Consider the following 21,741-nt stretch of genomic DNA (forward strand, 5'->3'; position numbering starts at 1 on the left):
CCAACACCACCGGAAGGAACCGTCCGCGCCCGAACGGCCGCAGACGCATTGACCGGACTGGACCACCCCTCGTACGTTCACTGGGCAGACAACTCCGGCCACGACGACGTGAGCCACAAGGAGGTCGAGCCCGTGCGCCCCACCGCCGCCCGCTCCCGCACCGCCGCTCCGCCCCGCCACCCGCTCACCACCGCGTGTGCGGTCCTCGGTCTCCTCGCCTCCGCGGCGCTGTCCGCCTGCGGCAGCGGTTCCGGGAGCGACCCGGACACCGTGAAGGTCTCCTTCAAACAGTCCACGGACAACTCCGTGCGGGTGATGGACACCTATCTCGCCGAGATGAAGAAGCAGTTCGAGAAGGCCAACCCGGGCAAGAAGGTCGAGCTGGTCCCCATCAAGGCCCCGGACTCGGAGTACTACACCAAGGTCCAGCAGATGCTGCGCTCCCCGAGGACGGCACCGGACCTGGTCTACGAGGACACCTTCCTCATCAACTCCGACATCACCAGCGGATATCTCAAGCCCCTCGACGCGTACCTGGACTCCTGGAAGGACTGGGACCGCTTCATCGGCACCGCGAAGACAGCGGCCCGGGCGGAGGACGGCAAGACGTACGGCGTGCCGGACGGCACCGACACCCGCGGGCTCTGGTTCAGCAAGGGGATCTTCGCGAAGGCCGGACTGCCGGCCGACTGGCAGCCGAAGGACTGGGACGACGTCCTCTCCGCCGCCCGCACGGTCAAGAAGAAGGTCCCCGGCGTCATCCCCCTGAACGTCTACACCGGGAAGCCCGCCGGCGAGGCCGCCACCATGCAGACCTTCCAGATGCTCCTGTACGGCACGAACGACGGCCGCACGGACCCGCTGTACGACGAGACGTCGAAGAAGTGGATAGCGGGCAGCAAGGGGTTCAGGGACGCGCTCGCGTTCGTCGAGACCGTCTACGAGGAGAAGCTCGGCCCGGACGTCTCCGACGCCCTCGACCCCAACATCCAGACCCATGTCCGCGGCGAACTCCTCCCGGAGGGCAGGCTCGCCATCGCGCTCGACGGCTCCTGGCTGCCGCAGGACTGGGGGAAGGGCGCCGGCCACGAGTGGCCGACCTGGTCGGAGGAGCTCGGTCTCGCGGCCATGCCCACCCAGCACGGCCAGGCCCCGGGCAAGGTGAGCATGTCCGGCGGCTGGACCTGGGCGATCCCGGCCAAGGCGGCCAACCCCGACCTGGCCTTCGAGTTCATCAAGGTGATGCAGACGAAGGCGAACGCCCAGAAGTGGTACGCCGCCAACGCGGGCATCGCGGTCCGCGAGGACGTCGCCGAGGACCCCGCGTACCTGAAGGCGCAGCCCGGCATCGAGTTCTTCACCGGTCTGGTCCCCGCCACCCACTACCGGCCCGCCTACCCGGCGTACCCGAAGGTCTCCACCGCCATACAGGAGGCCATGGAGGGCGTCACGACGGGCGACCTGTCCGTGGCGGAGGCCGCGAAGGGCTACGACGAGGAACTCAGGGCGGCCACGGACGACCAGGTGATCGAGAAGTGAACCCCCGCTCATGACGACCACGCCCCTGCCCGAGCGGGGCCGGTCGGCCGCCCCCGGGCCACCGGCCCCCGCACCCCGCCGCCCTCCGCGCCACCCCCGTCCCCACCCCGTCCTCCGCTCCCTCACCCGAGCCCTTCCGGTCACCCCCGCCGTCGTCCTGCTGGTCCTCTTCCTCGCCGGCCCCATCGCGTACTGCGCGTACATCGCCTTCACCGATCTCCAGCTCACCGGCCAGGCGAGCGAGTCGTTCGTCGGCTTCGAGAACTTCCGTACGGCCTTCGGGGACGAGGCGTTCCGCAACGCGGTGTGGCTGACGCTGGTCTTCACGGTCGTGTCGTCGCTCCTCGGCCAGAACACCCTGGGGCTCGCCCTGGCCATGCTGATGCGGCGCGCCTCGAAGCCCGTGCGCACCCTGGTCGGCGGCATCGTCGTCACGGCCTGGGTGCTGCCGGAGGTCGTCGCGGGTTTCCTGCTGTACGCCTTCTTCCGCCGCGAGGGCACCTTGAACGCCATCCTGGAGTGGCTCCATCTGCCGTCCCAGAACTGGCTGTTCACCCTGCCGATCCTGGCCGTGTCGTTCGCCAACGTCTGGCGGGGCACGGCGTTCTCGATGCTGGTCTACTCGGCGGCGCTGGCGGAGATCCCCCAGGAGATCACGGAGGCGGCGGAGGTCGACGGCGCGAGCGGCGCGAGACGGCTCTGGCACATCACCCTGCCGATGATCCGCCGCTCGATCGGCACGAACCTGATGCTCAACACCCTCCAGACGCTGTCCGTCTTCGGTCTGATCTGGGTGATGACGCGGGGCGGCCCGGGAAACCGCAGCCAGACCCTCCCCCTCTTCATGTACGAGCAGGCCTTCCAGAAGAGCATGATCGGGTACGGCACGGCCGTGGCGCTGCTGCTGCTCGTGGTCGGCTCGCTGTTCTCGCTGCTCTATCTGCGGCTGCTGCGGACGGAGGTCTGAGAGCCGATGCCCCGTACCCGTACGTTCCGTGCCCGTCGCACGCACAGCCGGCTGGCGGCGGACGCGGGCCTGCTGGCGCTGGCCGCCGCGTTCGCGCTGCCCCTGGCCTGGGTGGTGCTCTCCTCCCTGGACACCGACGCGGACCTGCGGCTGAAGGCACCGAGCGGCGTCACCCTCGACAACTTCGACGCGGTCCTGACCCCCGACATCACCTTCACCCCCCTCCTCAACAGCCTGATCCTGTGCGGCGGGGGCACCGCCCTGACGGTCGTCTGCGCGGCGCTCGCGGCCTATCCCCTGTCCCGGTTCAGATCCCGCCTCAACCGGCCGTTCCTCCTCACGATCCTGTTCGCGACGAGCCTGCCGATAACGGCGATCATGGTCCCGGTGTACGCCCTGTTCGTGCAGGTGAACCTGATCGACACCATGCAGGGCACCGTCTTCTTCTTCGCCGCGTCCCAGCTCCCGTTCGCCATCTGGCTGATGAAGAACTTCATGGACGGCGTGCCCAAGGAGCTGGAGGAGGCCGCGTGGACGGACGGCGCGTCGTCGCTGCAGTCCCTGCTGCGGATCGTGCTGCCCCTGATGGGGCCCGGGGTCGCCGTGGTGACGGTCTTCTCGTTCGTGCTGATGTGGGGGAACTTCTTCGTCCCCTTCATGCTGCTGCTGACCCCGGACCAGATGCCCGCCGCCGTGAGCATCAACGAGTTCTTCGGCAACCGGGGGACGGTGGTGTACGGGCAGCTGGCCGCGTTCTCGGTGATCTACTCCACGCCGGTGCTGGTCCTGTACGTGCTGGTGGCCCGGAAGCTGGGCGGGGGCTTCGCGCTGGGCGGGGCGGTCAAGGGGTGAGGCGGGGCAACCCTAAGTAGAGCCCCCCTCACCTACCGTACTTTCCTACAATCCGTAATTGTGGCCGAACGGATCGTAGTCACCGCACGTCCCACACCCCTACGTTGTCCCGCGTGCACCGACCACCAGCGCAGCACGAGACACAGCCCACCCTTCCCGCACTGCCCTTCGACCCCCTGGCCGCCCGGCGGCTCCGTGCCGGGCTCGGCATGGAGGTCGAGCATGTCGCGTACGGCATGCGCTCCTCGTACGGACTCCCCTACGTCGCCCCGGACCTCGTCATGGCCTGGGAACGCGGCGACATCGCACCCACCGGCCCCGAGCTGACCGCCCTCGCGGGCATGTTGTGGTGCTCCGTCGGGGAACTCCTCGGCACCCCGCGCACCCTGCGCGAGCACCGCCTCGCCCGGGGACTGACCCCCGCGGCCGTGGCCCGCGGCGTCGGCCTGGATCTCCCCTCCTACCAGCGCATGGAGGAGTCCGGCCGGTGGACCGGCACCCGGCGCCAGACCTCGGCCCTCGCCGCCCTGCTCGCCCTCTCCCTGCCCGACCTCGTCACCGTCACCGGCCGGGAGGAGAAGCTCGCCGAGCTGCTGCGCACCGCCGTGACCACGCACTGGCACGCACAGGTGCGCCCGCTGGCCAAGCTGCTGCCGCTGGACCGGCGGCTCCTCGAGAGCGTCCTCGAGGAGCTGCACACCACGTACCGGAGGCAGATGGCCGCGAGCCTGTCCTGGGCCGACGGCACGGCGTCCGCGGACGCGGGCACGGCCGGACACGCCTTCCTCGATCACATAGTCGAACGTTTCTGGTCAACGGTCGGGACCGAGGAGGCGGGCGGGTAGAGGAACGTACGAGCGGGGCGGGGGAACGTCTAGAAGACCGACTCGGCCTCGTCCATCCGGTCCTTCGGTACCGTCTTCAGCTCCGTGACCGCCTCCGCGAGCGGCACCATCACGATGTCCGTGCCGCGCAGCGCGGTCATCCGGCCGAACTCGCCCCGGTGCGCGGCCTCCACCGCGTGCCAGCCGAAGCGGGTGGCGAGCACCCGGTCGTACGCGGTCGGCGTGCCGCCCCGCTGGACGTGGCCGAGGATGACGGGCTTGGATTCCTTCCCCAGGCGCCGCTCCAGCTCGTACGCGAGGGCCGTGCCGATGCCCTGGAAGCGCTCGTGGCCGAACTGGTCGATGGCGCCCTTGCCGTAGTTCATGGTGCCCTCGGCGGGGTGGGCGCCCTCGGCCACGCAGATCACCGCGAACTTCTTGCCGCGGGAGAAGCGCTCCTCGACCATCTTCACCAGGTCGGCCGGGTCGAAGGGGCGCTCGGGCAGGCAGATGCCGTGGGCGCCGGCCGCCATGCCGGACTCCAGCGCGATCCAGCCCGCGTGCCGGCCCATGACCTCGACGACCATCACGCGCTGGTGCGACTCGGCGGTGGTCTTCAGGCGGTCCATGGCCTCGGTGGCGACGCCGACCGCCGTGTCGAAGCCGAAGGTGCGGTCCGTGGAGGAGATGTCGTTGTCGATCGTCTTCGGGACGCCGACCACCGGCAGGCCCGCGTCGCTGAGCATCCGGGCCGCGGTGAGGGTGCCCTCGCCGCCGATCGGGACGAGGGCGTCGATGCCGAACTCGCGGACCATGTCGCTGGCGTTCACGCACGCCTCGCGCAGCCGGTCCCGTTCCAGCCGGGAGGAGCCGAGGATGGTGCCGCCGCGCGCCAGGATGCCGCTGACGGCGTCGAGGTCGAGCATGCGGTAGCGGCCGTCCAGCAGGCCGGCGTAGCCGTCCTCGAAACCGATGACCTCGTCGCCGTACTGCGTGACCGCGCGGTGCACGACCGACCGGATCACTGCGTTCAGCCCCGGGCAGTCGCCGCCTGCGGTGAGAACTCCGATACGCATCGTGCTGTGTCTCCTGCTCGGTGCTCGTCGGTGGCCGGTGACCGGGGTCCACGGCGGGTACTGGTGCTACTGGTGCGCCGATCCGATTGTTTCACGCCGCGCCGGGCACTGGCGTTTCCGCCCCTCGTGTACCCCCTGGCACGGCCGCGGCACATCGTCACTCGCACATCCTGACGAGCTCCTTATCCATCCTGCGGGGTATTGTCAAGAGGGTTCCCGCCCGTCACGGCGGGCGGTATCCGCAACGACGCGAGACGCCGACGCGAGATGCCGCAAGTGCCCGCGAGCCCCCATGGGGTCCCCGAGAGACGGGGGTACCCCGAGACACGGTGACACCCCCGAGAATCGGAACGGAGAACCACGCGTGACGCGCAGCGTGTACGTGACCGGGATCGACCGCGGCGACGGCCGCCAGGTCGTGGAGCTGGGAGTCATGGAGCTCCTGACCAGCCAGGTCGACCGGGTGGGCGTGTTCCGCCCGCTCGTCCACCACACTCCCGACCGCCTGTTCGAGCTGCTGCGGGCCCGGTACCGGCTCTCCCAGGACCCGGCCACCGTCTACGGCATGGCCTACCACGAGGCGTCCGTGCTCCAGGCCGAGCAGGGCACCGACGAGCTGGTGTCGACGCTCGTGGACCGGTTCCACCGGGTGGCCCGCGACTACGACGTGGTGCTCGTCCTCGGCACCGACTTCGCCGACACCCAGTTCCCGGACGAGCTGGCCCTCAACGCGCGCCTCGCCAACGAGTTCGGCGCCTCGGTGATACCCGTGGTCGGCGGGCGCCGCCAGACCGCCGACTCCGTGCTGGCCGAGACCCGCAACGCGCACCGCGCGTACGAGGCGCTCGGCTGCGACGTCGTCGCCGTCGTCACCAACCGGGTCGACCAGGCCGACCGGTCCCGGATCGCGGAGGGGCTCGCCTCCCGGCTGCCCGTCCCGGCCTACGTGCTCCCCGACGAGCCCGCCCTGTCCGCGCCGACCGTCGCCCAGATCACCCACGCGCTCGGCGGCAAGGTGCTCCTCGGCGACGACTCGGGGCTCGCCCGTGACGCGCTGGACTTCGTCTTCGGCGGCGCCACGCTGTCGACCTTCCTGAACGCGCTGACCCCCGGCTGCCTGGTCGTCACCCCCGGCGACCGCGCCGACCTGGTCGTCGGCGCGCTGGCCGCGCACAGCGCCGGCACCCCGCCGATCGCCGGTGTGCTGCTCACCCTCGACGAACGGCCCAGCGACGAGGTCCTCACCCTGGCCGCGCGGCTCGCCCCCGGCACCCCCGTGGTGGCCGTTTCCTCGGGCTCCTTCGACACCGCCTTCGAGCTGTTCGCCATGGAGGGCAAGCTGAGCGCGGTCACGCCCCGCAAGGCGGAGGTCGCCCTCGGCCTGTTCGAACGGCACGTGGACAGCGCCGAGCTGCTGAAGCGGGTGTCGGCGCCGAGCAGCGACCGCGTCACGCCGATGATGTTCGAGCACAAGCTGCTGGAGCGGGCCCGCGCCGACCGCCGCCGTGTGGTGCTGCCCGAGGGCACCGAGGAGCGGGTGCTGCACGCGGCCGAGGTGCTGCTGCGCCGCGGCGTGTGCGACCTCACCCTGCTCGGCCCCGGCGACCAGATCCGCAAGAAGGCCGCCGACCTGGGCATCGACCTCGGCGGCGCCGAGCTCGTCGACCCGCAGACCTCGGAGCTGCGGGACGCCTTCGCCGAGCGGTACGCGGCGCTGCGCGCCCACAAGGGCGTCACCGTGGAGCTGGCGTACGACGTCGTCTCGGACGTCAACTACTTCGGCACGCTGATGGTGCAGGAGGGCCTCGCGGACGGCATGGTCTCGGGGTCGGTGCACTCCACGGCCGCCACCATCCGCCCCGCCTTCGAGATCATCAAGACCAAGCCTGGGGGTGCCCCCTCTGGGGGAGCCTCGATCGTGTCGTCCGTGTTCTTCATGTGCCTGGCCGACAAGGTCCTCGTGTACGGCGACTGCGCGGTCAACCCCGACCCGGACGCCGAGCAGCTCGCCGACATCGCCATCCAGTCGGCGACCACGGCCGCGCAGTTCGGCGTGGAGCCGCGGATCGCGATGCTGTCGTACTCGACGGGCACCTCCGGCTCCGGCGCCGACGTGGACAAGGTGCGCCGGGCGACCGAGATCGCGCGCACCCGGCGGCCCGACCTGAAGATCGAGGGGCCGATCCAGTACGACGCCGCCGTCGAGCCCACCGTCGCCGCGACCAAGCTGCCGGGCTCCGAGGTCGCGGGCCAGGCCACCGTGCTGATCTTCCCGGACCTCAACACCGGCAACAACACCTACAAGGCCGTGCAGCGCTCGGCCGGCGCGATCGCCGTCGGCCCGGTCCTCCAGGGCCTGCGCAAGCCGGTCAACGACCTGTCCCGGGGCGCGCTCGTCCAGGACATCGTGAACACCGTCGCCATCACGGCGATCCAGGCCCAGAACCCCAACGAGAAGGCGTCCGAGCAGTGACCTCCCCCACCCGTGTCCTCGTCCTCAACTCCGGCTCCTCGTCGCTGAAGTACCAGCTGCTCGACATGCGGGACAGCAGCCGGCTGGCGGCGGGCCTGGTCGAGCGCATCGGCGAGCGGACCTCCCGGCTGAAGCACACGTGCCTGACCAGCGGCGAGACCCGTGAGCAGAACGGGCCGATGCACGACCACGAGGCCGCCCTCAAGGCCGTCGCCGCGGAGCTGTCCCGGGACGGTGTGGGCCTGGACTCGCCGGAGCTGGCCGCGATCGGGCACCGGGTGGTGCACGGCGGGGAGTTCTTCACCGAGCCCACGGTCGTCGACGACACCGTGCTCCTCGAGATCGAGCGGCTGATCCCGGTCGCGCCGCTGCACAACCCGGCCAACCTCACCGGTATCCGCACCGCGCAGGCACTGCGCCCGGACCTGCCCCAGGTCGCGGTCTTCGACACGGCGTTCCACACGACGATGCCGGAGTCGGCGGCGCGCTACGCGATCGACCCGAGGATCGCCGACCGGCACCGCATCCGCCGCTACGGCTTCCACGGCACCTCGCACGCGTACGTCTCCCGCGAGACCGCGCGCCTGCTGGGCAAGGACCCGTCCGAGGTGAACGTCATCGTGCTGCACCTCGGCAACGGCGCCTCGGCCTCGGCGGTCGAGGGGGGCCGGTGCGTGGACACCTCCATGGGGCTGACGCCTTTGGAGGGACTGGTGATGGGTACGCGGTCCGGTGACCTGGACCCGGCCGTCATCTTCCATCTCGAGCGCGTCGGCGGAATGTCCATGGACGAGATCGACACGCTCCTCAACAAGAGGAGCGGCCTGTACGGCCTGTGCGGCGACAACGACATGCGGGAGATCCGCCGCCGGGTCGAGGAGGGCGACGAGCAGGCACGGCTGGCCTTCGACATCTACATCCACCGGCTGAAGAAGTACATCGGCGCCTACTACGCGGTACTCGGCCGGGTGGACGCGGTGACGTTCACGGCCGGGGTGGGCGAGAACGCGGCGGCGGTGCGCGAGGCGGCGGTCGCGGGCCTGGAGGGACTCGGGCTCGCGGTCGACGCCGGCCTGAACGCCGTACGGGGCGACGAGGCGCGGCTGATATCCCCGGCGTCCGCCCGTGTCGCGGTCGCCGTGGTGCCCACCGACGAGGAACTGGAGATCGCCACACAGACGTACGCACTGGTCGGACGGGAATGACAGGAACGGGAACGACGAGCGGGTGGCAGGCGGTCGGCGTGAGCCGCGCCACACCTGAGCGTATACCCGCCCATTTGTATCTTCCGCCAGACGGAATATTCCGTAGCGAAACAAACCGATAGGATCGCCCCATGCGCCGTTCGAAAATCGTCTGTACTCTCGGCCCCGCGGTCGACTCCCATGACAAGCTCGTCGCGCTGATCGAGGCGGGCATGAACGTGGCCCGCTTCAACTTCAGCCACGGCACGCACGCCGAGCACCAGGGCCGGTACGACCGCGTCCGGGCCGCCTCGGCCGAGACCGGCAAGGCCGTCGGCGTCCTCGCCGACCTGCAGGGCCCGAAGATCCGACTGGAGACCTTCGCCGAGGGTCCGGTCGAGCTGGAGCGCGGTGACGAGTTCGTCATCACGACCGAGGACGTGCCGGGCGACAAGCACATCTGCGGAACGACGTACAAGGGCCTGCCGGGCGACGTCTCCAAGGGCGACCAGGTCCTCATCAACGACGGCAACGTCGAGCTGCGCGTCGTCGAGGTCGACGGCCCCCGGGTGAAGACGGTCGTCATCGAGGGCGGCGTGGTCTCCGACCACAAGGGCATCAACCTGCCCGGCGCGGCCGTCAACGTGCCCGCGCTGTCCGAGAAGGACGTCGAGGACCTGAAGTTCGCCCTGAACATGGGCTGCGACCTGGTGGCACTGTCGTTCGTGCGCGACGCGGACGACGTCGCGGACGTCCACAAGGTGATGGACGAGGTGGGCCGCCGCGTCCCCGTCATCGCCAAGGTGGAGAAGCCGCAGGCCGTCGAGAACATGCAGGACGTCGTGATGGCGTTCGACGGCGTGATGGTGGCGCGCGGTGACCTGGCCGTCGAGTACCCGCTCGAGAAGGTCCCCATGGTGCAGAAGCGCCTGATCGAGCTCTGCCGCCGCAACGCCAAGCCGGTGATCGTCGCCACCCAGATGATGGAGTCGATGATCACCAACTCCCGCCCCACGCGCGCCGAGGCCTCCGACGTGGCCAACGCGATCCTGGACGGCGCGGACGCGGTCATGCTGTCGGCGGAGTCCTCGGTCGGCGCCTACCCGATCGAGACGGTCAAGACCATGTCGAAGATCGTCGCCGCGGCCGAGGAGGAGCTGCTCTCCAAGGGCCTCCAGCCCCTCGTCCCCGGCAAGAAGCCGCGCACGCAGGGCGGTTCGGTCGCCCGTGCCGCGGCCGAGATCGCCGACTTCCTCGGCGGCAAGGGCCTGGTCGCCTTCACCAAGTCCGGTGACACCGCCCGCCGCCTCTCCCGCTACCGCGCGGCCCAGCCGATCATCGCCTTCACCACGGACGAGTCCACCCGCAACCAGCTCTCCCTGAGCTGGGGCGTGGAGTCCCACGTCGTGCCGTTCGTGAACAGCACCGACGAGATGGTCGAGCTGGTGGACCAGGAAGTACTGAAGCTGAAGCGGTTCCACGAGGGCGACATCGTGGTCATCACCGCCGGTTCCCCGCCCGGCGTCCCCGGCACCACCAACATGGTCCGGGTGCACCACCTGGGCGGCGGCGCCCGCTCCTGACGTTTGCCGGTTGTCGGTTGTCGGTTGTGAACCGTCGTACGTGACGAGGGCGCCTCCTGGGGTTCCAGGGGGCGCCCTCGCCGTTGTGCGGCTCCCGAACGGGTCTGTGCGCTGATCGGTCAGTCGATGTACTGGTGCAGCCCGGGGATGTGCAGCGTGCCGCCGAACTGGCCCGCCTGGACGACCCGCACATCGGTGAAGTAGATGATCGGGATGTCCAGCGGCGGCGGGTTCTCCGGATCGAACGTAACCGGGATGAGCCCGAGCAGCTTCCCCGAGATCGACTCCGTGTACATGACGGTGTCGCCGTCACGGATGGTGGACGTCGTGCCCTCGCCCGCCTGCACGTGATACGTCTTGCCGATCCGCTTGTCCTCGACGGTCTGGTGCAGATCGCCGATGTCGGTGCCCTTGGTGACGACGTACTTCAGCACCTCCTTGACCGTGCCGCTCGCCGTCTTCACCTTCACGATGCCCTCGTACCTGGCCCCCTTGAGCAGCAGCGAGCTGGCGTCCAGGTACCAGGGGTCGTCCGGCAGCGCGGGGATGCCCTCCTCCAGGCCGCCCTCCTCGTCGGTGGCGACGGGGCAGTCGTCCGGGTCGACGGTGGAGCTTTCGGAGGGGCTGGGGGTGACGGCCGGGGAGGAGGAGGCGGTGGCGTCGTCGCTCGGCTCCGTGGCTTCGTCGGCGGGCTCGTCGGACTTGGCGGACTCGGGCTCGGACTCGGGTGCGGGGCCGGCCGTGTCCTTCGTCGCGTCCTTCCCGGTGTTGCCGCCGTCCTGGTCCTGCGTGTCCTCGTCGGCCGGGGTGGAGGCCGACGCGGACGGTGACGGCGTGGCGCTCGCGGACTCCTTCTGGCCGGGCGTGAGGAGGTCCTCGACCGCGTCACCGAGCCCCTTGCCTATGTCGCCGATGGTGCCGAGGACGTCACCGGCGTCGGGCAGGGCCGGGGCCTGGGTCTTCGCGTCGGCGGTGTCCTCCGAGGACCCGGTCCCCGACCCGGTCCCGTCGTCGGAACCTGAATCCGACGAAGAGCCGTTGTCCGGGGAGCCGCTGCCGTCCGAAGAGCCGCTGCCGGGGGAGTTGTCGCCCGTAGCGGGCTTGTCGGAGGAGTTCTGCTCCTCCTCGCCGCCGCCAGGCGCCGGGGCCTCAGTGGAGGCGGAGGGCGACGGTGACGCCGTGGCCTCAGTGTCCTTGTCGTCGTCCTGGTCGTTCTCGTCGGCCTTGCCGTCCTCGGCGGCCTCCAGCACCTCGACGCAGGCCTGGTACTCCTCGACCGTCCAGTCCCTCGTCGTCGTCGCCTTGTCGTCGGCCCGGGCGAGCGCCGGTGCGAACCCGATTCCCATGAGTACCGCCGTCGGCATCGCCGCCAAGGCCATCGCCTTGCCCGCGGGAACCTGCAGCCGCGCGAGCAGCGGTTTCCGGAGCGCCGCGTGGCGCGGTCCGGAACTCACGCGGGACTCCTCCCGCGTGGCCCCGCCGGTTTCCTCGTCAGCCGGCACTGTCCCTCCCGTTCGTCCCGTTTTTCGGGGTGGTACCTGACAGATCGTCGAACTCGCCGCTCACCCCGTTCGCGGCCCCCGCGACCGCGGTTTCCGACGCCACGTCATCGTTGGGCGCGGTAGCGGCAACCGGCTGTTCCTCCACCCCGGGTGCCCAGGACACGGCCAGGGCTCCGCCGATCAACGCCGGCAGGAAACCGATCACGAAACCACCGAGGTTGGCCACCGGAATGGAGACCAAGGCCAGGAGGATCGCCGCGACGCCCGCAAAGGTCCGTACATGCCGCTGGAACCACAGGGTGAACCCCAGCGTGATCAGCAGCACGCCGATGATGAGGGCCCCCGCACCTCCTTGCGTCTGCATGGCCAGCGTCAGATGACCGATCTGCAGGTTCGCGTACGGGAAATACACGATGGGGATGCCGCCGAACATGACGAACAGCCCGGCCCAGAAGGGACGAGTGCCTCGCCAGTCGCGGAAGCGCCGCCGGAAGACGCGGAGATAGTGCTCGTTCTGCCCCGTTGACTCGGCGCTCATGGACAACAGCTCCCTGGGACGGCTTGCTGCGATGCACGTACGGGCGCGGGTACGCGGACCACGTACGGGATTTCACATACTTACGGGGAAAAGACGGGCGGGCGAAGAAGCCGGGGCCCCCTCACCCGCCTCGAGGGTGCTCAGTAGCACTCGTTGATGCCCTTGTGCAGCGACATCTTCAGATCGCTGAGCTTGAAGGTTCCGGCAGTGGTGGCCCACGCCGTCTGCTGGACACCGGTCAGTTCGGCATAGTCGGCCTGCTGGGCGAAGCCGAAGGGGTTCGCTCGTTCCTCGCCGCCCGCCATGCCCGGACCCTTGCTGGCGTCCTGGGCCGCCACACCGATGTCGATGTGCCTGAAGGTCGCGTCGGCCTCGAGGTTCTCGACGTCGATGTACAGGTTCTTGGCGCTGACCTTCGTGCCTTCCGTACCGGCGGTCAGCTTGAGGGTGACGTACTCGAGGCCCGGGATACCCGTCGGGGTGACCACGGACTGGCACATGTTGGTGATCTTCGCCCTCTCGAACGCGGAGACGGCCACCGGGTGCTCGACCTTGTCACCCTTGAGGGTGTAGCCCTCGTCGATGGCCCCGTACTGGGAGAAGCCCCATCCTTCGAGTTTTTCGGCCTCGACCTTGAACGACTGGCCCGAGACGCTGAACGACGCGGCGAGGGCGCCCTGGGCCAGAGCCACACCTATCGCTGCCGTGGCGGCGACGCTGGGCACCATGACCACAGCGAACCGCTTCCATCTAGTCCCGCCACGCACCTGGGACTCCATATTTCCTCCTTCTCGGACGTACATCTCCTGCCCCTCGGCAGCCCCTTGACGGCGGCTCACCGGGCAGGGATGGGAGAAGTGCTACGTCCTCGGGAAGGGGAGCGCCCGCACCCGGTGGCGCGAACCGCGCCTCCATCCACCGGCGATCACCCCCGAGCGACAACCACTGGTCGCGCCTGACGCACATCACGCACAACCTGCCGGACAGGCTCCACCGAGGGCGGAGACCCCCCTGTCCGAGAGCCGGCGCCGCCGGCGCCGCCTCTGCTCGGTGGGGAACCAGAAAACCCGTTGACCCGACTGGCTGAAGGGATACGGGAGGACTGACCGAGCGTGGCCGATCGTGGTGCATCTTCGCCGCCCCCGCAAGGGGGTTCGTTACTCGCTAGTAACGGCGAGATAACCGGAAGATGACCCTCCAGCACCGGCCGACGACCGTCGGTCGCACCAAGCGGGAAGCCAAAACGGTGCTTTACTGCACGAAACCTGACGGAACCACGGTTCCGACTTACTCCAAGTAACAGCGGCCGCGATTACCAAGATTTGGTAAAGCGCGGCCGCTTCGTCACTTTGTCGCCTTTTCTTTCACTCCGGCCCCCTGGACGCGACGCCCCGGAACCAGACCGCGGGACGGCTCAGAACAGCGCCCGCGCCAGCGCCCGCCGCGCCGCCGCCACCCGCGGATCCTCGGCGCCCACCACCTCGAACAGCTTCAGAAGCCGCAGCCGTACGGTGTCCCGGTCGTCCCCGGCGGTGCGCTGCACCGTCTCGATCAGCCGCCCGAACGCGTCCTCCACGTGCCCGCCCACGAGGTCGAGATCGGCGGCCGCGATCTGCGCCTCGACGTCGGTGGGGTTCTCGGCGGCGGCCTTGCGCACCTGCTGCGGGTCCGCGCTCTGCACCCGCTGGAGCAGCTCGGCCTGGGCGAGCCCCAGCTGCGCCTCCGTGTTGCCCGGGTCCTCGCTCAGCACGTTCCGGTACGCCTGGATCGCGCCGCCCATGTCACCCGCGTCCAGCGCCTGGACCGCGGCCTCCAGCAGGGCGTCGTACGGGCCGGCCGGGACCTGCGGGGCCACCGGCGCCTCGCCCGGCTGCGCGTCCGGGTCCACCGTCAGGCCGGTGAGGCCGAAGCGCTGCTCGGCGACCTGGATCAGCTGGTCGAGGGTGCCGCGGATCTGCGTCTCCGGGGCGGCGCCCTGGAAGAGGGGCAGCGCCTGGCCGGCGACGACGGCGAACACCGCGGGGATGCCCTGGACGCCGAACTGCTGCATCAGCATCTGGTTGGCGTCGACGTCGATCTTGGCGAGGACGAAGCGGCCGTTGTACTCGACGGCGAGCCGCTCCAGGACCGGGCTGAGCTGCTTGCAGGGCTGACACCACTCGGCCCAGAAGTCGATGACGACGGGCACCTCGGTGGAGCGTTGCAGGACGTCCCGCTCGAACGCGGCCTCGTCTACGTCGATCACCAGGTCGGCCGGGGAGACCGCCCCGCCCCCACCCTGCCGGGCCGCTTCGGCGCGTGCCTGCTCCGCCTTCTCCTTGGCCTCCTGGGCCGCCTTCACCGCGGCGAGGTCGACGACTCCGCTCATGGACATGTTCCGTGGCTGCATGCGCCTATCCTCCCCCCTCGACGCGCGCTTGTGAAAAGCGTGACGGAAGCCCGTCGATCCGTGTGGCGAAAGCCCGCCCAGAGCCCGTCGATCCGCGTCATGTGCGGCGCCGGATCCCCACCCGGCGCCCGTGGTTGTCGCTCAAGCTTTCGCTTTCGCTACGGGTCGTAGCGTAACTGTCCGGACGAGCCGCGGGGAAGCGCCCCCAGGTGATCTCCCTCACTGATATAGGTGAACGACAGTTCATGTATTGACGGTTATGGTCGTCGGATGCAGAGCCGCACACCCGCCCCCCGCGCCACAGGCCGTCCGCGCAGCGCCGCCGCGGACGCGGCGATCCTGGCGGCGACGCGCGCGGCGCTGGTCGAACTGGGCTGGTCGCGGCTGACGCTCAGCGACGTGGCGTTCCGGGCGGGCGTGGCCAAGACGACGCTGTACCGCCGCTGGGCGGGCAAGAACGAACTGGTCGTGGACGCGGTGGCGGAGCTCTTCGACGAGCTCGAGCTCCCCGACCGGGGCAGCCTGGCCGCCGACGTCGAGGGCGTGGTGCTCCAGTTCGCGGCGATCCTGGATCGCCCGGAGGCCAGGAGCGGGCTGATGGGGGCGGTCGCCGAGGCCGCCCGCGACGACGTTCTGCGCGAGCGCATCCGCGCCTCGATCGTCGAGCGGCAGAAGCGCCTGGTGGTCGAGGGGCGCGCCCGCGCGCAGGAGCGCGGCGAGCTGCCGTACGAGGAGGACCCCCGGACGGCGGCGCGCACCGTGGACCTGATCTTCGATCTGGTGGCGGGCGCGGTGGTGCACCGCGCCCTGGTGAGCTCGGAGCCGGTCGACGCCGACTGGGCCGTCTCCCTCACCCAGGTCCTGCTGTTGGGAATCGCGGGGGCCGCTCAGAACCCCGCGGGCTCCGTGTAGACCCCCCACTCCTCTCGCAGCGCCTCGCAGATCTCCCCCAGCGTGGCCTCCGCCCGTACGGCGTCCAGCATCGGCTCGATCGTGTTCGAACCGTCCCGCGCGGCCGCGAGCATCGCCTCCAGGGCGGTCCGCACGGCCGCGTCGTCCCGCCGCGCCTTCCGCTCGGCCAGCACCCGCACCTGCTCCCGCTCCACCTCGTGGCTGACCCGCAGGATCTCCAGATCCCCGGTGACCGACCCGTGGTGGACGTTCACCCCGACGACCCTCTTGTCGCCCTTCTCCAGGGACTGCTGATAGCGGAAAGCCGACTCGGCTATCTCGCCGGTGAACCAGCCGTCCTCTATCCCGCGCAGGATGCCGGAGGTGATGGGCCCGATGGGGTGCCGCCCGTCCGGGTGCGCCCGCAGCCCTCGCTCCTTGATCTGCTCGAAGATCTTCTCCGCGTCCGCCTCGATCCGGTCCGTCAGCTGCTCGACGAACCACGAACCGCCCAGCGGATCGGCCACATTGGCGACCCCGGTCTCCTCCATCAGCACCTGCTGGGTGCGGAGCGCGATCTCCGCGGCCTGCTCGCTCGGCAGCGCGAGGGTCTCGTCCAGGGCATTGGTGTGCAGGGAGTTCGTGCCGCCCAGTACGGCCGCGAGGGCCTCCACCGCCGTACGCACCACGTTGTTGTACGGCTGCTGCGCGGTCAGCGAGACACCCGCGGTCTGCGTGTGGAAACGCAGCCACTGCGCCTTGTCCGTGCGCGCCCCGTACACGTCCCGCATCCACCGCGCCCAGATCCTGCGCGCCGCCCGGAACTTGGCGATCTCCTCGAAGAAGTCCACGTGCGCGTCGAAGAAGAAGGACAGGCCGGGCGCGAAGACGTCCACGTCCAAGCCGCGGCTCAGCCCCAGCTCCACGTACCCGAACCCGTCCGCCAGCGTGTACGCCAGCTCCTGCGCGGCCGTCGCCCCGGCCTCGCGGATGTGGTAGCCGGAGACGGAGAGGGGCTTGTAGGCGGGGATGCCGGCGGCGCAGTGCTCCATCAGGTCGCCGATGAGGCGCAGGTGCGGCTCTGGCTGGAAGAGCCACTCCTTCTGGGCGATGTACTCCTTGAAAATGTCCGTCTGGAGGGTGCCGTTGAGGACGGACGGGTCCACGCCCTGCCGCTCGGCCGCCACCAGGTACATGCAGAAGACGGGGACGGCCGGCCCGCTGATCGTCATGGAGGTCGTGACGTCGCCCAGCGGGATGTCCTTGAACAGGACCTCCATGTCGGCCGCCGAGTCGATCGCCACCCCGCAGTGCCCGACCTCGCCGAGGGAGCGCGGGTCGTCGGAGTCGCGGCCCATGAGCGTCGGCATGTCGAACGCCACGGACAGGCCGCCGCCGCCCGCCTCGAGGATCATCTTGTACCGCTCGTTGGTCTGCTCGGCGTTGCCGAACCCGGCGAACTGGCGGATGGTCCAGGTCCGGCCCCGGTAGCCCGTCGGATACAGGCCGCGGGTGAAGGGGTACTCCCCCGGCCAGCCGATCCGCTCGAAGCCCTCGTAGGCGTCCCCGGGGCGGGGACCGTACACCGGCTCCACGGGGTCACCGGAGAGCGTCGTGAAGTCGGCCTCCCGCTTGCGGGAGGCGTCGTAGCGGGCCTGCCAGCGTCGGCGGCCCTCCTCGATGGCGTCAGCGTCCATACCTTCAAATTTACTAGGACGTCCTAGTAAAAGTCGATGGGCAACCGCCGCGAAGAACTCACGGCGGTGGCGGTTACGCCTTGGCGGCCACGGGCGAGCCGTCCGCGACCTCGACTTCGAGCTCGCGGCTGATCCTGCGCTCGACAAAGAACGCGGCCGTGGGGATCGTGCCCGCCAGCAGTACCCAGAGCTGCTTGGCGACCGGCCACTTCGCCTTGGAGCCCAGGTCGAAGGCGAAGACGAGATAGACGACGTACAGCCAGCCGTGCGCGATGCTGACGACACGGGTGAAGTCCGTGGCCGCGTCGATGTCCAGCAGGTACTTGCCGATCATGCCGAGGGTCAGCAGCACCAGCAGCACACCGGTGACGTACGCCATGACGCGGTAGCGGGTCAGCACGCTCTTCTTCATGGGTACGAGCGTAACCGCCGATATCACGCGATCTTCGCGCACCCCCGGCCCCGTCAACCGGACGCCCTACTCCTCCGCGAAGTCCCCCGCCGCCACCCGCAGCGGCCGGAGCATCGCGAAGATCTCCCGGCACTCCTCCGCGTCGTACGCGCCGAGCCCGAAGTCCATCGCCATCAGCTCCCGGGTGGCCGCCTCGCACACCTCGCGGCCCTTGTCGGTGATGGAGGCGAGCGTGCCGCGGCCGTCGTTGGGGTTGGGCCGCTTGTCGACGAGCCCGGACCTGACCAGGCGGTCCACGGTGTTCGTGACCGACGTGGGGTGCACCATGAGCCGCTCGCCGATCTTGGACATCGGCAGCTCGCCCGCCTTGGAGAAGGTGAGCAGCACCAGCGCCTCGTAACGCGCGAAGGTCAGTCCGTACGGTTTGACGACCGCGTCGACCTCGGCGAGCAGGATCTGCTGCGCCCGCATGATCGAGGTGATCGCCGACATGGACGGGACACTTCCCCAGCGCTGCTTCCAGTGCTCGTCGGCGCGGGCGATGGGATCGAAGGTGAGAGAGAGCGGCTTCGGCACGGCAACGACCCTACCGGCCGGTCATATGGTGGTCAGCCCTGTCTCGCTTTTCGGTCTCGAAGGTGTCGGACAACGGCCGCCCGAGGGGTCTTGCGGGCTCCGGACATCGGGTGAAGGGGCATGCCGACCGGCGGACACCCGCGGTGTCGTACGCGGGTGGGTCCGGCACCCCGTGCCACGATGACGACCGCTCGTCACCGGCCGTCACCCACTCGCCACCATCCCGCCCCGGGAACCGAGGGAGCACCATGACCCGGCTGATCCGTACCTTCGCGGCGCTGGCGCTGCTCGGACTCGCGGCGGGCTGCTCGTCCGGGCCCGGCGAGGCGCCTCCGGCCGGCGGCACCACCGAGCGGCCCGTACGGAGGGCCACTCCTGGGAGCGGGTCCCCGTTCTGGGTCGACCCGGCGAGTCCGGCGGCCCGGCAGATCCGTGAGTGGCGGCAGCAGGGCCGGACGGCGGACGCCGAGCTGCTGCGCCGGATCGCCGACCAGCCGGCCGCGCTCTGGCCCGCCGGCGACCACCCGGAACCGACGATCGGCGCGGCCACGCGGGCGGCGGCGCAGGAGGGCCGTACGGCGGTCTTCGTCGCGTACAACATCCCGCACCGCGACTGCGGCCAGCACTCGGCGGGCGGGGCGACCGACGCCGCCGCCTACCGTGACTGGATCGGCAGGTTCGCCGGCGCGATCGGCGACAGCGAGGCGATCGTCGTCCTGGAGCCGGACGCGGTGGCCCACATCGTGGACGGCTGCACCCCGCCCGCTTACCACGCGGAGCGCGAGCGGCTGCTGAGCGAGGCGATCGCCACGCTGAAGCGGCAGCCGCGCACCAAGGTGTACCTGGACGCGGGCAACCCGGACTGGATCGAGGAGCCGTGGAAGCTGGTCGAGCCGCTGAAGCGGGCCGGCATCGTCGCGGCGGACGGCTTCTCCCTCAACGTCTCCAACTTCCAGACGGACGCCGCCACCAAGACGTACGGCCTCAGCCTCTCCCGGCAGCTCGGCGGCCGGCACTTCGTCATCGACAGCAGCCGCAACGGCAACGGGCCGCTCGGCGGCGACCACGGCGAGGCCTGGTGCAACCCGCCCGGCCGGGCCCTCGGCACCCGCCCGACGACCGACACGGGCGAATCCGTGCTCGACGCCTATCTGTGGATCAAGCGGCCCGGTGAGTCGGACGGCCCGTGCCGCGGCGGCCCGGCGGCCGGGCAGTGGTGGCCGGACTACGCGCTGGGGCTCGCGCGAAACTCCCGGGCGTAGCTCGGTCACCTGATCCGGATCCACTTGGCCTCCGACGGCGTTCCCCGCGCGTCCGTCACGAAGAGCATGTACCAGCCGGGCGGGACCAGGGTCCTGTCCCGCGGCACCTCGACCGTGATCGCGTCACGCGTTCTGGTGAGGCCGAGGGCGATGGACCGCTGTTCCACGTCCGTGGAGTGCGTCACCGCGCTCGGGCGCATCAGCCGGGCCCGCGCCACCCGCTCCGGGCGGTCGGTGGTGAAGGTGGCGCGGCCCTTGCGGTCGGTCTCCCGGGGGCCGTCGCCGAGGACGGGGCGCCGCGCGCCGTCGCGGTGCAGGGCGGGCGGGGTGTAGATCTCCATGCGCTGCTCGAAGTGGCCGAGCTTGGTGTTCTGCCGGTCGTCGAAGAGCGGGTCGGAACCGAAGGTGGCGACACGGCCGTCGGGCAGGAGCAGCGCCTCGGAGTGGTAGTTGCGGCCGACCCGGGGGGCGGCGGCCGCCCGGAAGGCGTTCGTCCGCGGGTCGTAGAACTGGGCCTTGAGGATGTTGCTGGCGCTGCGGCCGCGGTAGTCGCGGGAGCCGTTGCTGGTGAACACCGTGTCGTCCGGCATGATCACGCTGTTCAGGTAGCGGGTGCCCTGGGGCAGGTCGGGACCGTCCGCGAACGCGGGGGCCTCCTTCTTCAGGTCGACGACCGCCGTGCGCGGAGTCGACTTCTTCGACTCGCCGACGCCTCCGCCGCCGAGGATCATCACCTTCTGGTCCTGGGCGGGCGGCAGCAGCAGGGAGGCGGATGTCTCCGTCTGGTCGAGGTCCCGCAGGCCCGGGACCTTCGTGAACGTGTTGCTCCTCAGGTCCCACAGGCCCGGTTCACGGCCCTGGTCGGCGGGGCCGTATCCCGCGTTGGAGGCCGGGTAGAAGAGCTTGCCGCCCTTGGTGAGGAAGAGGGCGGGGTAGGTCGGGAAGTACCGCTTGGGGCCGGGCTTCCACTTCTTGGTCCGCGGGTCGTAGATCTCGTTGTCGCCCGGGTCCACGACGCCGACGTCGTCGAGCCCCGAGACGGCGAGGACGCGTCCGTCCTCCAGCCCGACCAGCGTGGGGTACCAGCGGGCCTTGTCCATCGGATCGACGGGGATGTACCTCTCCGCCTCCGGATCGAACTCGTACGCGGCCTTGACCCCCTGGAAGTCCTGTTTCTCCAGGGTGATCTTCTCGGCCAGGCCGTAGGTGTTGTCGGCGTCCTTGCCCGTCAGACCGACGATCTCGTACTGCGCCTGCCCGGTGACGACCGGGCCGCGTCCCTCGTCGACGGCCTCGACGAAGACGCGGGCCTCGCCGGCGACGGTCTTCGTCCGCGCCGGCCGCGCGGCGCCCGCCCGGTCGTACGTGACGGGGCCGGAGGTCTGCTGTGCCTTCGGCACGGTCACGTCGAACCGGCTGACGTACTCGGTGCCCGAGGGCGAGCGGAAACGGGTCCCCTTCTTCAGGGTCACCGCCTTGCCGGGGTTCTCGTTCTTCACCCGCATGCCGCCGCCGGCCCGCTCCACCTCGCCGTCGAGCAGCTCGTACCGGGCCGTGCCGCCCGCCACCAGGAGCCTGCCGTCGGGGAGCTGGGCGTGTCCGGCGCAGAAGAAGTCCTCCGGGGTCGGAACCTTCTTGAAGGTGCCGGCCTCCGGGTCCCACAGGACGGTGTCGAAGGAGCCCGCGTCGAATTTCTTCTGCTCGTTGCCCGAGCCCGCGATGATCAGCACCTTGCCGGTGTGCAGCAGGGCGGCGTGAATGGCGTTCGTGCGGTACTTCTCAGGGATGTCGACCTGTGTCCAGGAGCCGTACTTCGCCTGGTAGCCAGGCTGCGCGAGCTTCCACTCGTAGTACTTCTGCTCCGCGAAGCCGAGCGCGGCCGGGGCGTTGAGGCCGGCGAGCAGGGCGACGCCGCCGATGCCCAGCACGGTCTTCTTGGTCTTCTGCCTGGTCTTCTGCGCGGGTCGGTACGTCAT

Annotated in this window: 18 protein-coding genes; 9 read left to right on the top strand and 9 right to left on the bottom strand. The window is 70.2% G+C overall.

The features are described 5' to 3' along the window. Window positions 1-132 precede the first annotated feature (132 nt). The 4 genes from IE242_RS01150 (at window position 133) to IE242_RS01165 (ending at window position 4,203) form a co-directional block, all read left to right on the top strand. Complete coding sequence (locus tag IE242_RS01150; protein WP_189854352.1) at window positions 133-1,539, top strand: extracellular solute-binding protein; 1,407 nt, start codon at window positions 133-135, stop codon at window positions 1,537-1,539. 10 nt (window positions 1,540-1,549) lie between these two features. After that, window positions 1,550-2,506: a carbohydrate ABC transporter permease gene (locus tag IE242_RS01155; protein WP_189854354.1), complete on the top strand. Its 957-nt coding sequence runs from the start codon at window positions 1,550-1,552 to the stop codon at window positions 2,504-2,506. 6 nt (window positions 2,507-2,512) lie between these two features. Beyond that, window positions 2,513-3,358 carry a carbohydrate ABC transporter permease gene (locus IE242_RS01160; protein ID WP_189854356.1) on the top strand — a complete coding sequence of 282 codons (846 nt, stop codon included), beginning with the start codon at window positions 2,513-2,515 and terminating at the stop codon, window positions 3,356-3,358. A gap of 104 nt (window positions 3,359-3,462) precedes the next feature. Next, window positions 3,463-4,203: a helix-turn-helix domain-containing protein gene (locus IE242_RS01165; protein ID WP_229857951.1), complete on the top strand. Its 741-nt coding sequence runs from the start codon at window positions 3,463-3,465 to the stop codon at window positions 4,201-4,203. Window positions 4,204-4,232: 29 nt separating this feature from the next. On the opposite strand, the gene IE242_RS01170 is transcribed toward IE242_RS01165, so the two are convergent. Continuing rightward, a complete protein-coding gene (locus IE242_RS01170; RefSeq protein WP_189854360.1) occupies window positions 4,233-5,258 on the bottom strand; it encodes an ATP-dependent 6-phosphofructokinase in 1,026 nt (341 codons plus the stop codon). Between the two features lie 364 nt (window positions 5,259-5,622). Here IE242_RS01170 and pta point away from each other — a divergent pair, with 364 nt between their 5' ends. The 3 genes from pta (at window position 5,623) to pyk (ending at window position 10,498) form a co-directional block, all read left to right on the top strand. Then, window positions 5,623-7,731 (top strand): phosphate acetyltransferase, encoded by a 2,109-nt coding sequence (gene pta / locus IE242_RS01175; RefSeq protein ID WP_189854362.1) that lies wholly within the window; start codon window positions 5,623-5,625, stop codon window positions 7,729-7,731. After that, window positions 7,728-8,936 (top strand): acetate kinase, encoded by a 1,209-nt coding sequence (locus IE242_RS01180; protein WP_189854364.1) that lies wholly within the window; start codon window positions 7,728-7,730, stop codon window positions 8,934-8,936. The genes pta and IE242_RS01180 overlap by 4 nt, the downstream gene beginning before the upstream one ends. Before the next feature lie 131 nt (window positions 8,937-9,067). Next, window positions 9,068-10,498, top strand: coding sequence for a pyruvate kinase (gene pyk, locus IE242_RS01185; RefSeq protein ID WP_189854366.1), 1,431 nt, complete (start codon window positions 9,068-9,070; stop codon window positions 10,496-10,498). Between the two features lie 119 nt (window positions 10,499-10,617). On the opposite strand, the gene IE242_RS01190 is transcribed toward pyk, so the two are convergent. The 4 genes from IE242_RS01190 to IE242_RS01205 all read right to left on the bottom strand — a co-directional run bounded on the left by IE242_RS01190 (window position 10,618) and on the right by IE242_RS01205 (window position 14,927). Then, window positions 10,618-11,952, bottom strand: a complete 1,335-nt coding sequence (locus IE242_RS01190; RefSeq protein WP_308436748.1) for a hypothetical protein — start codon at window positions 11,950-11,952, stop codon at window positions 10,618-10,620. 37 nt (window positions 11,953-11,989) lie between these two features. Continuing rightward, window positions 11,990-12,538: a DUF6114 domain-containing protein gene (locus IE242_RS01195; RefSeq protein ID WP_189854370.1), complete on the bottom strand. Its 549-nt coding sequence runs from the start codon at window positions 12,536-12,538 to the stop codon at window positions 11,990-11,992. A gap of 140 nt (window positions 12,539-12,678) precedes the next feature. Continuing rightward, on the bottom strand, window positions 12,679-13,317 hold the full coding sequence (locus IE242_RS01200; protein ID WP_189854372.1) for a DUF6230 family protein: 639 nt from the start codon (window positions 13,315-13,317) through the stop codon (window positions 12,679-12,681). Window positions 13,318-13,952: 635 nt separating this feature from the next. After that, window positions 13,953-14,927, bottom strand: a complete 975-nt coding sequence (locus IE242_RS01205) for a tetratricopeptide repeat protein (protein ID WP_189854373.1) — start codon at window positions 14,925-14,927, stop codon at window positions 13,953-13,955. A gap of 270 nt (window positions 14,928-15,197) precedes the next feature. On the opposite strand from IE242_RS01205, the gene IE242_RS01210 reads away from it, so the two are divergent. Beyond that, window positions 15,198-15,839 (top strand): TetR/AcrR family transcriptional regulator, encoded by a 642-nt coding sequence (locus IE242_RS01210; protein ID WP_189854375.1) that lies wholly within the window; start codon window positions 15,198-15,200, stop codon window positions 15,837-15,839. Here the strand turns inward: IE242_RS01210 and icmA are convergent. The 3 genes from icmA to IE242_RS01225 all read right to left on the bottom strand — a co-directional run bounded on the left by icmA (window position 15,815) and on the right by IE242_RS01225 (window position 18,503). After that, a complete protein-coding gene (gene icmA, locus IE242_RS01215; RefSeq protein ID WP_189854377.1) occupies window positions 15,815-17,515 on the bottom strand; it encodes a coenzyme B12-dependent isobutyryl-CoA mutase large subunit in 1,701 nt (566 codons plus the stop codon). The genes IE242_RS01210 and icmA overlap by 25 nt on opposite strands. 73 nt (window positions 17,516-17,588) lie before the next feature. Next, the gene (locus IE242_RS01220; RefSeq protein ID WP_189854379.1) at window positions 17,589-17,927 is read right to left on the bottom strand and encodes a DUF3817 domain-containing protein; all 339 of its coding nucleotides are present in this window, start codon (window positions 17,925-17,927) and stop codon (window positions 17,589-17,591) included. 66 nt (window positions 17,928-17,993) lie between these two features. Then, complete coding sequence (locus IE242_RS01225) at window positions 17,994-18,503, bottom strand: MarR family winged helix-turn-helix transcriptional regulator (protein ID WP_189854381.1); 510 nt, start codon at window positions 18,501-18,503, stop codon at window positions 17,994-17,996. Window positions 18,504-18,751: 248 nt separating this feature from the next. Here IE242_RS01225 and IE242_RS01230 point away from each other — a divergent pair, with 248 nt between their 5' ends. Beyond that, window positions 18,752-19,765: a glycoside hydrolase family 6 protein gene (locus IE242_RS01230; protein ID WP_189854383.1), complete on the top strand. Its 1,014-nt coding sequence runs from the start codon at window positions 18,752-18,754 to the stop codon at window positions 19,763-19,765. Window positions 19,766-19,770: 5 nt separating this feature from the next. Here IE242_RS01230 and glxA read toward each other — a convergent pair whose 3' ends face one another. Further along, window positions 19,771-21,741 (bottom strand): radical copper oxidase GlxA, encoded by a 1,971-nt coding sequence (glxA, locus tag IE242_RS01235; protein ID WP_189854385.1) that lies wholly within the window; start codon window positions 21,739-21,741, stop codon window positions 19,771-19,773.

Origin of the sequence: Streptomyces poonensis, assembly GCF_014650915.1 — a bacterium.
Classification (GTDB): domain Bacteria; phylum Actinomycetota; class Actinomycetes; order Streptomycetales; family Streptomycetaceae; genus Streptomyces; species Streptomyces poonensis.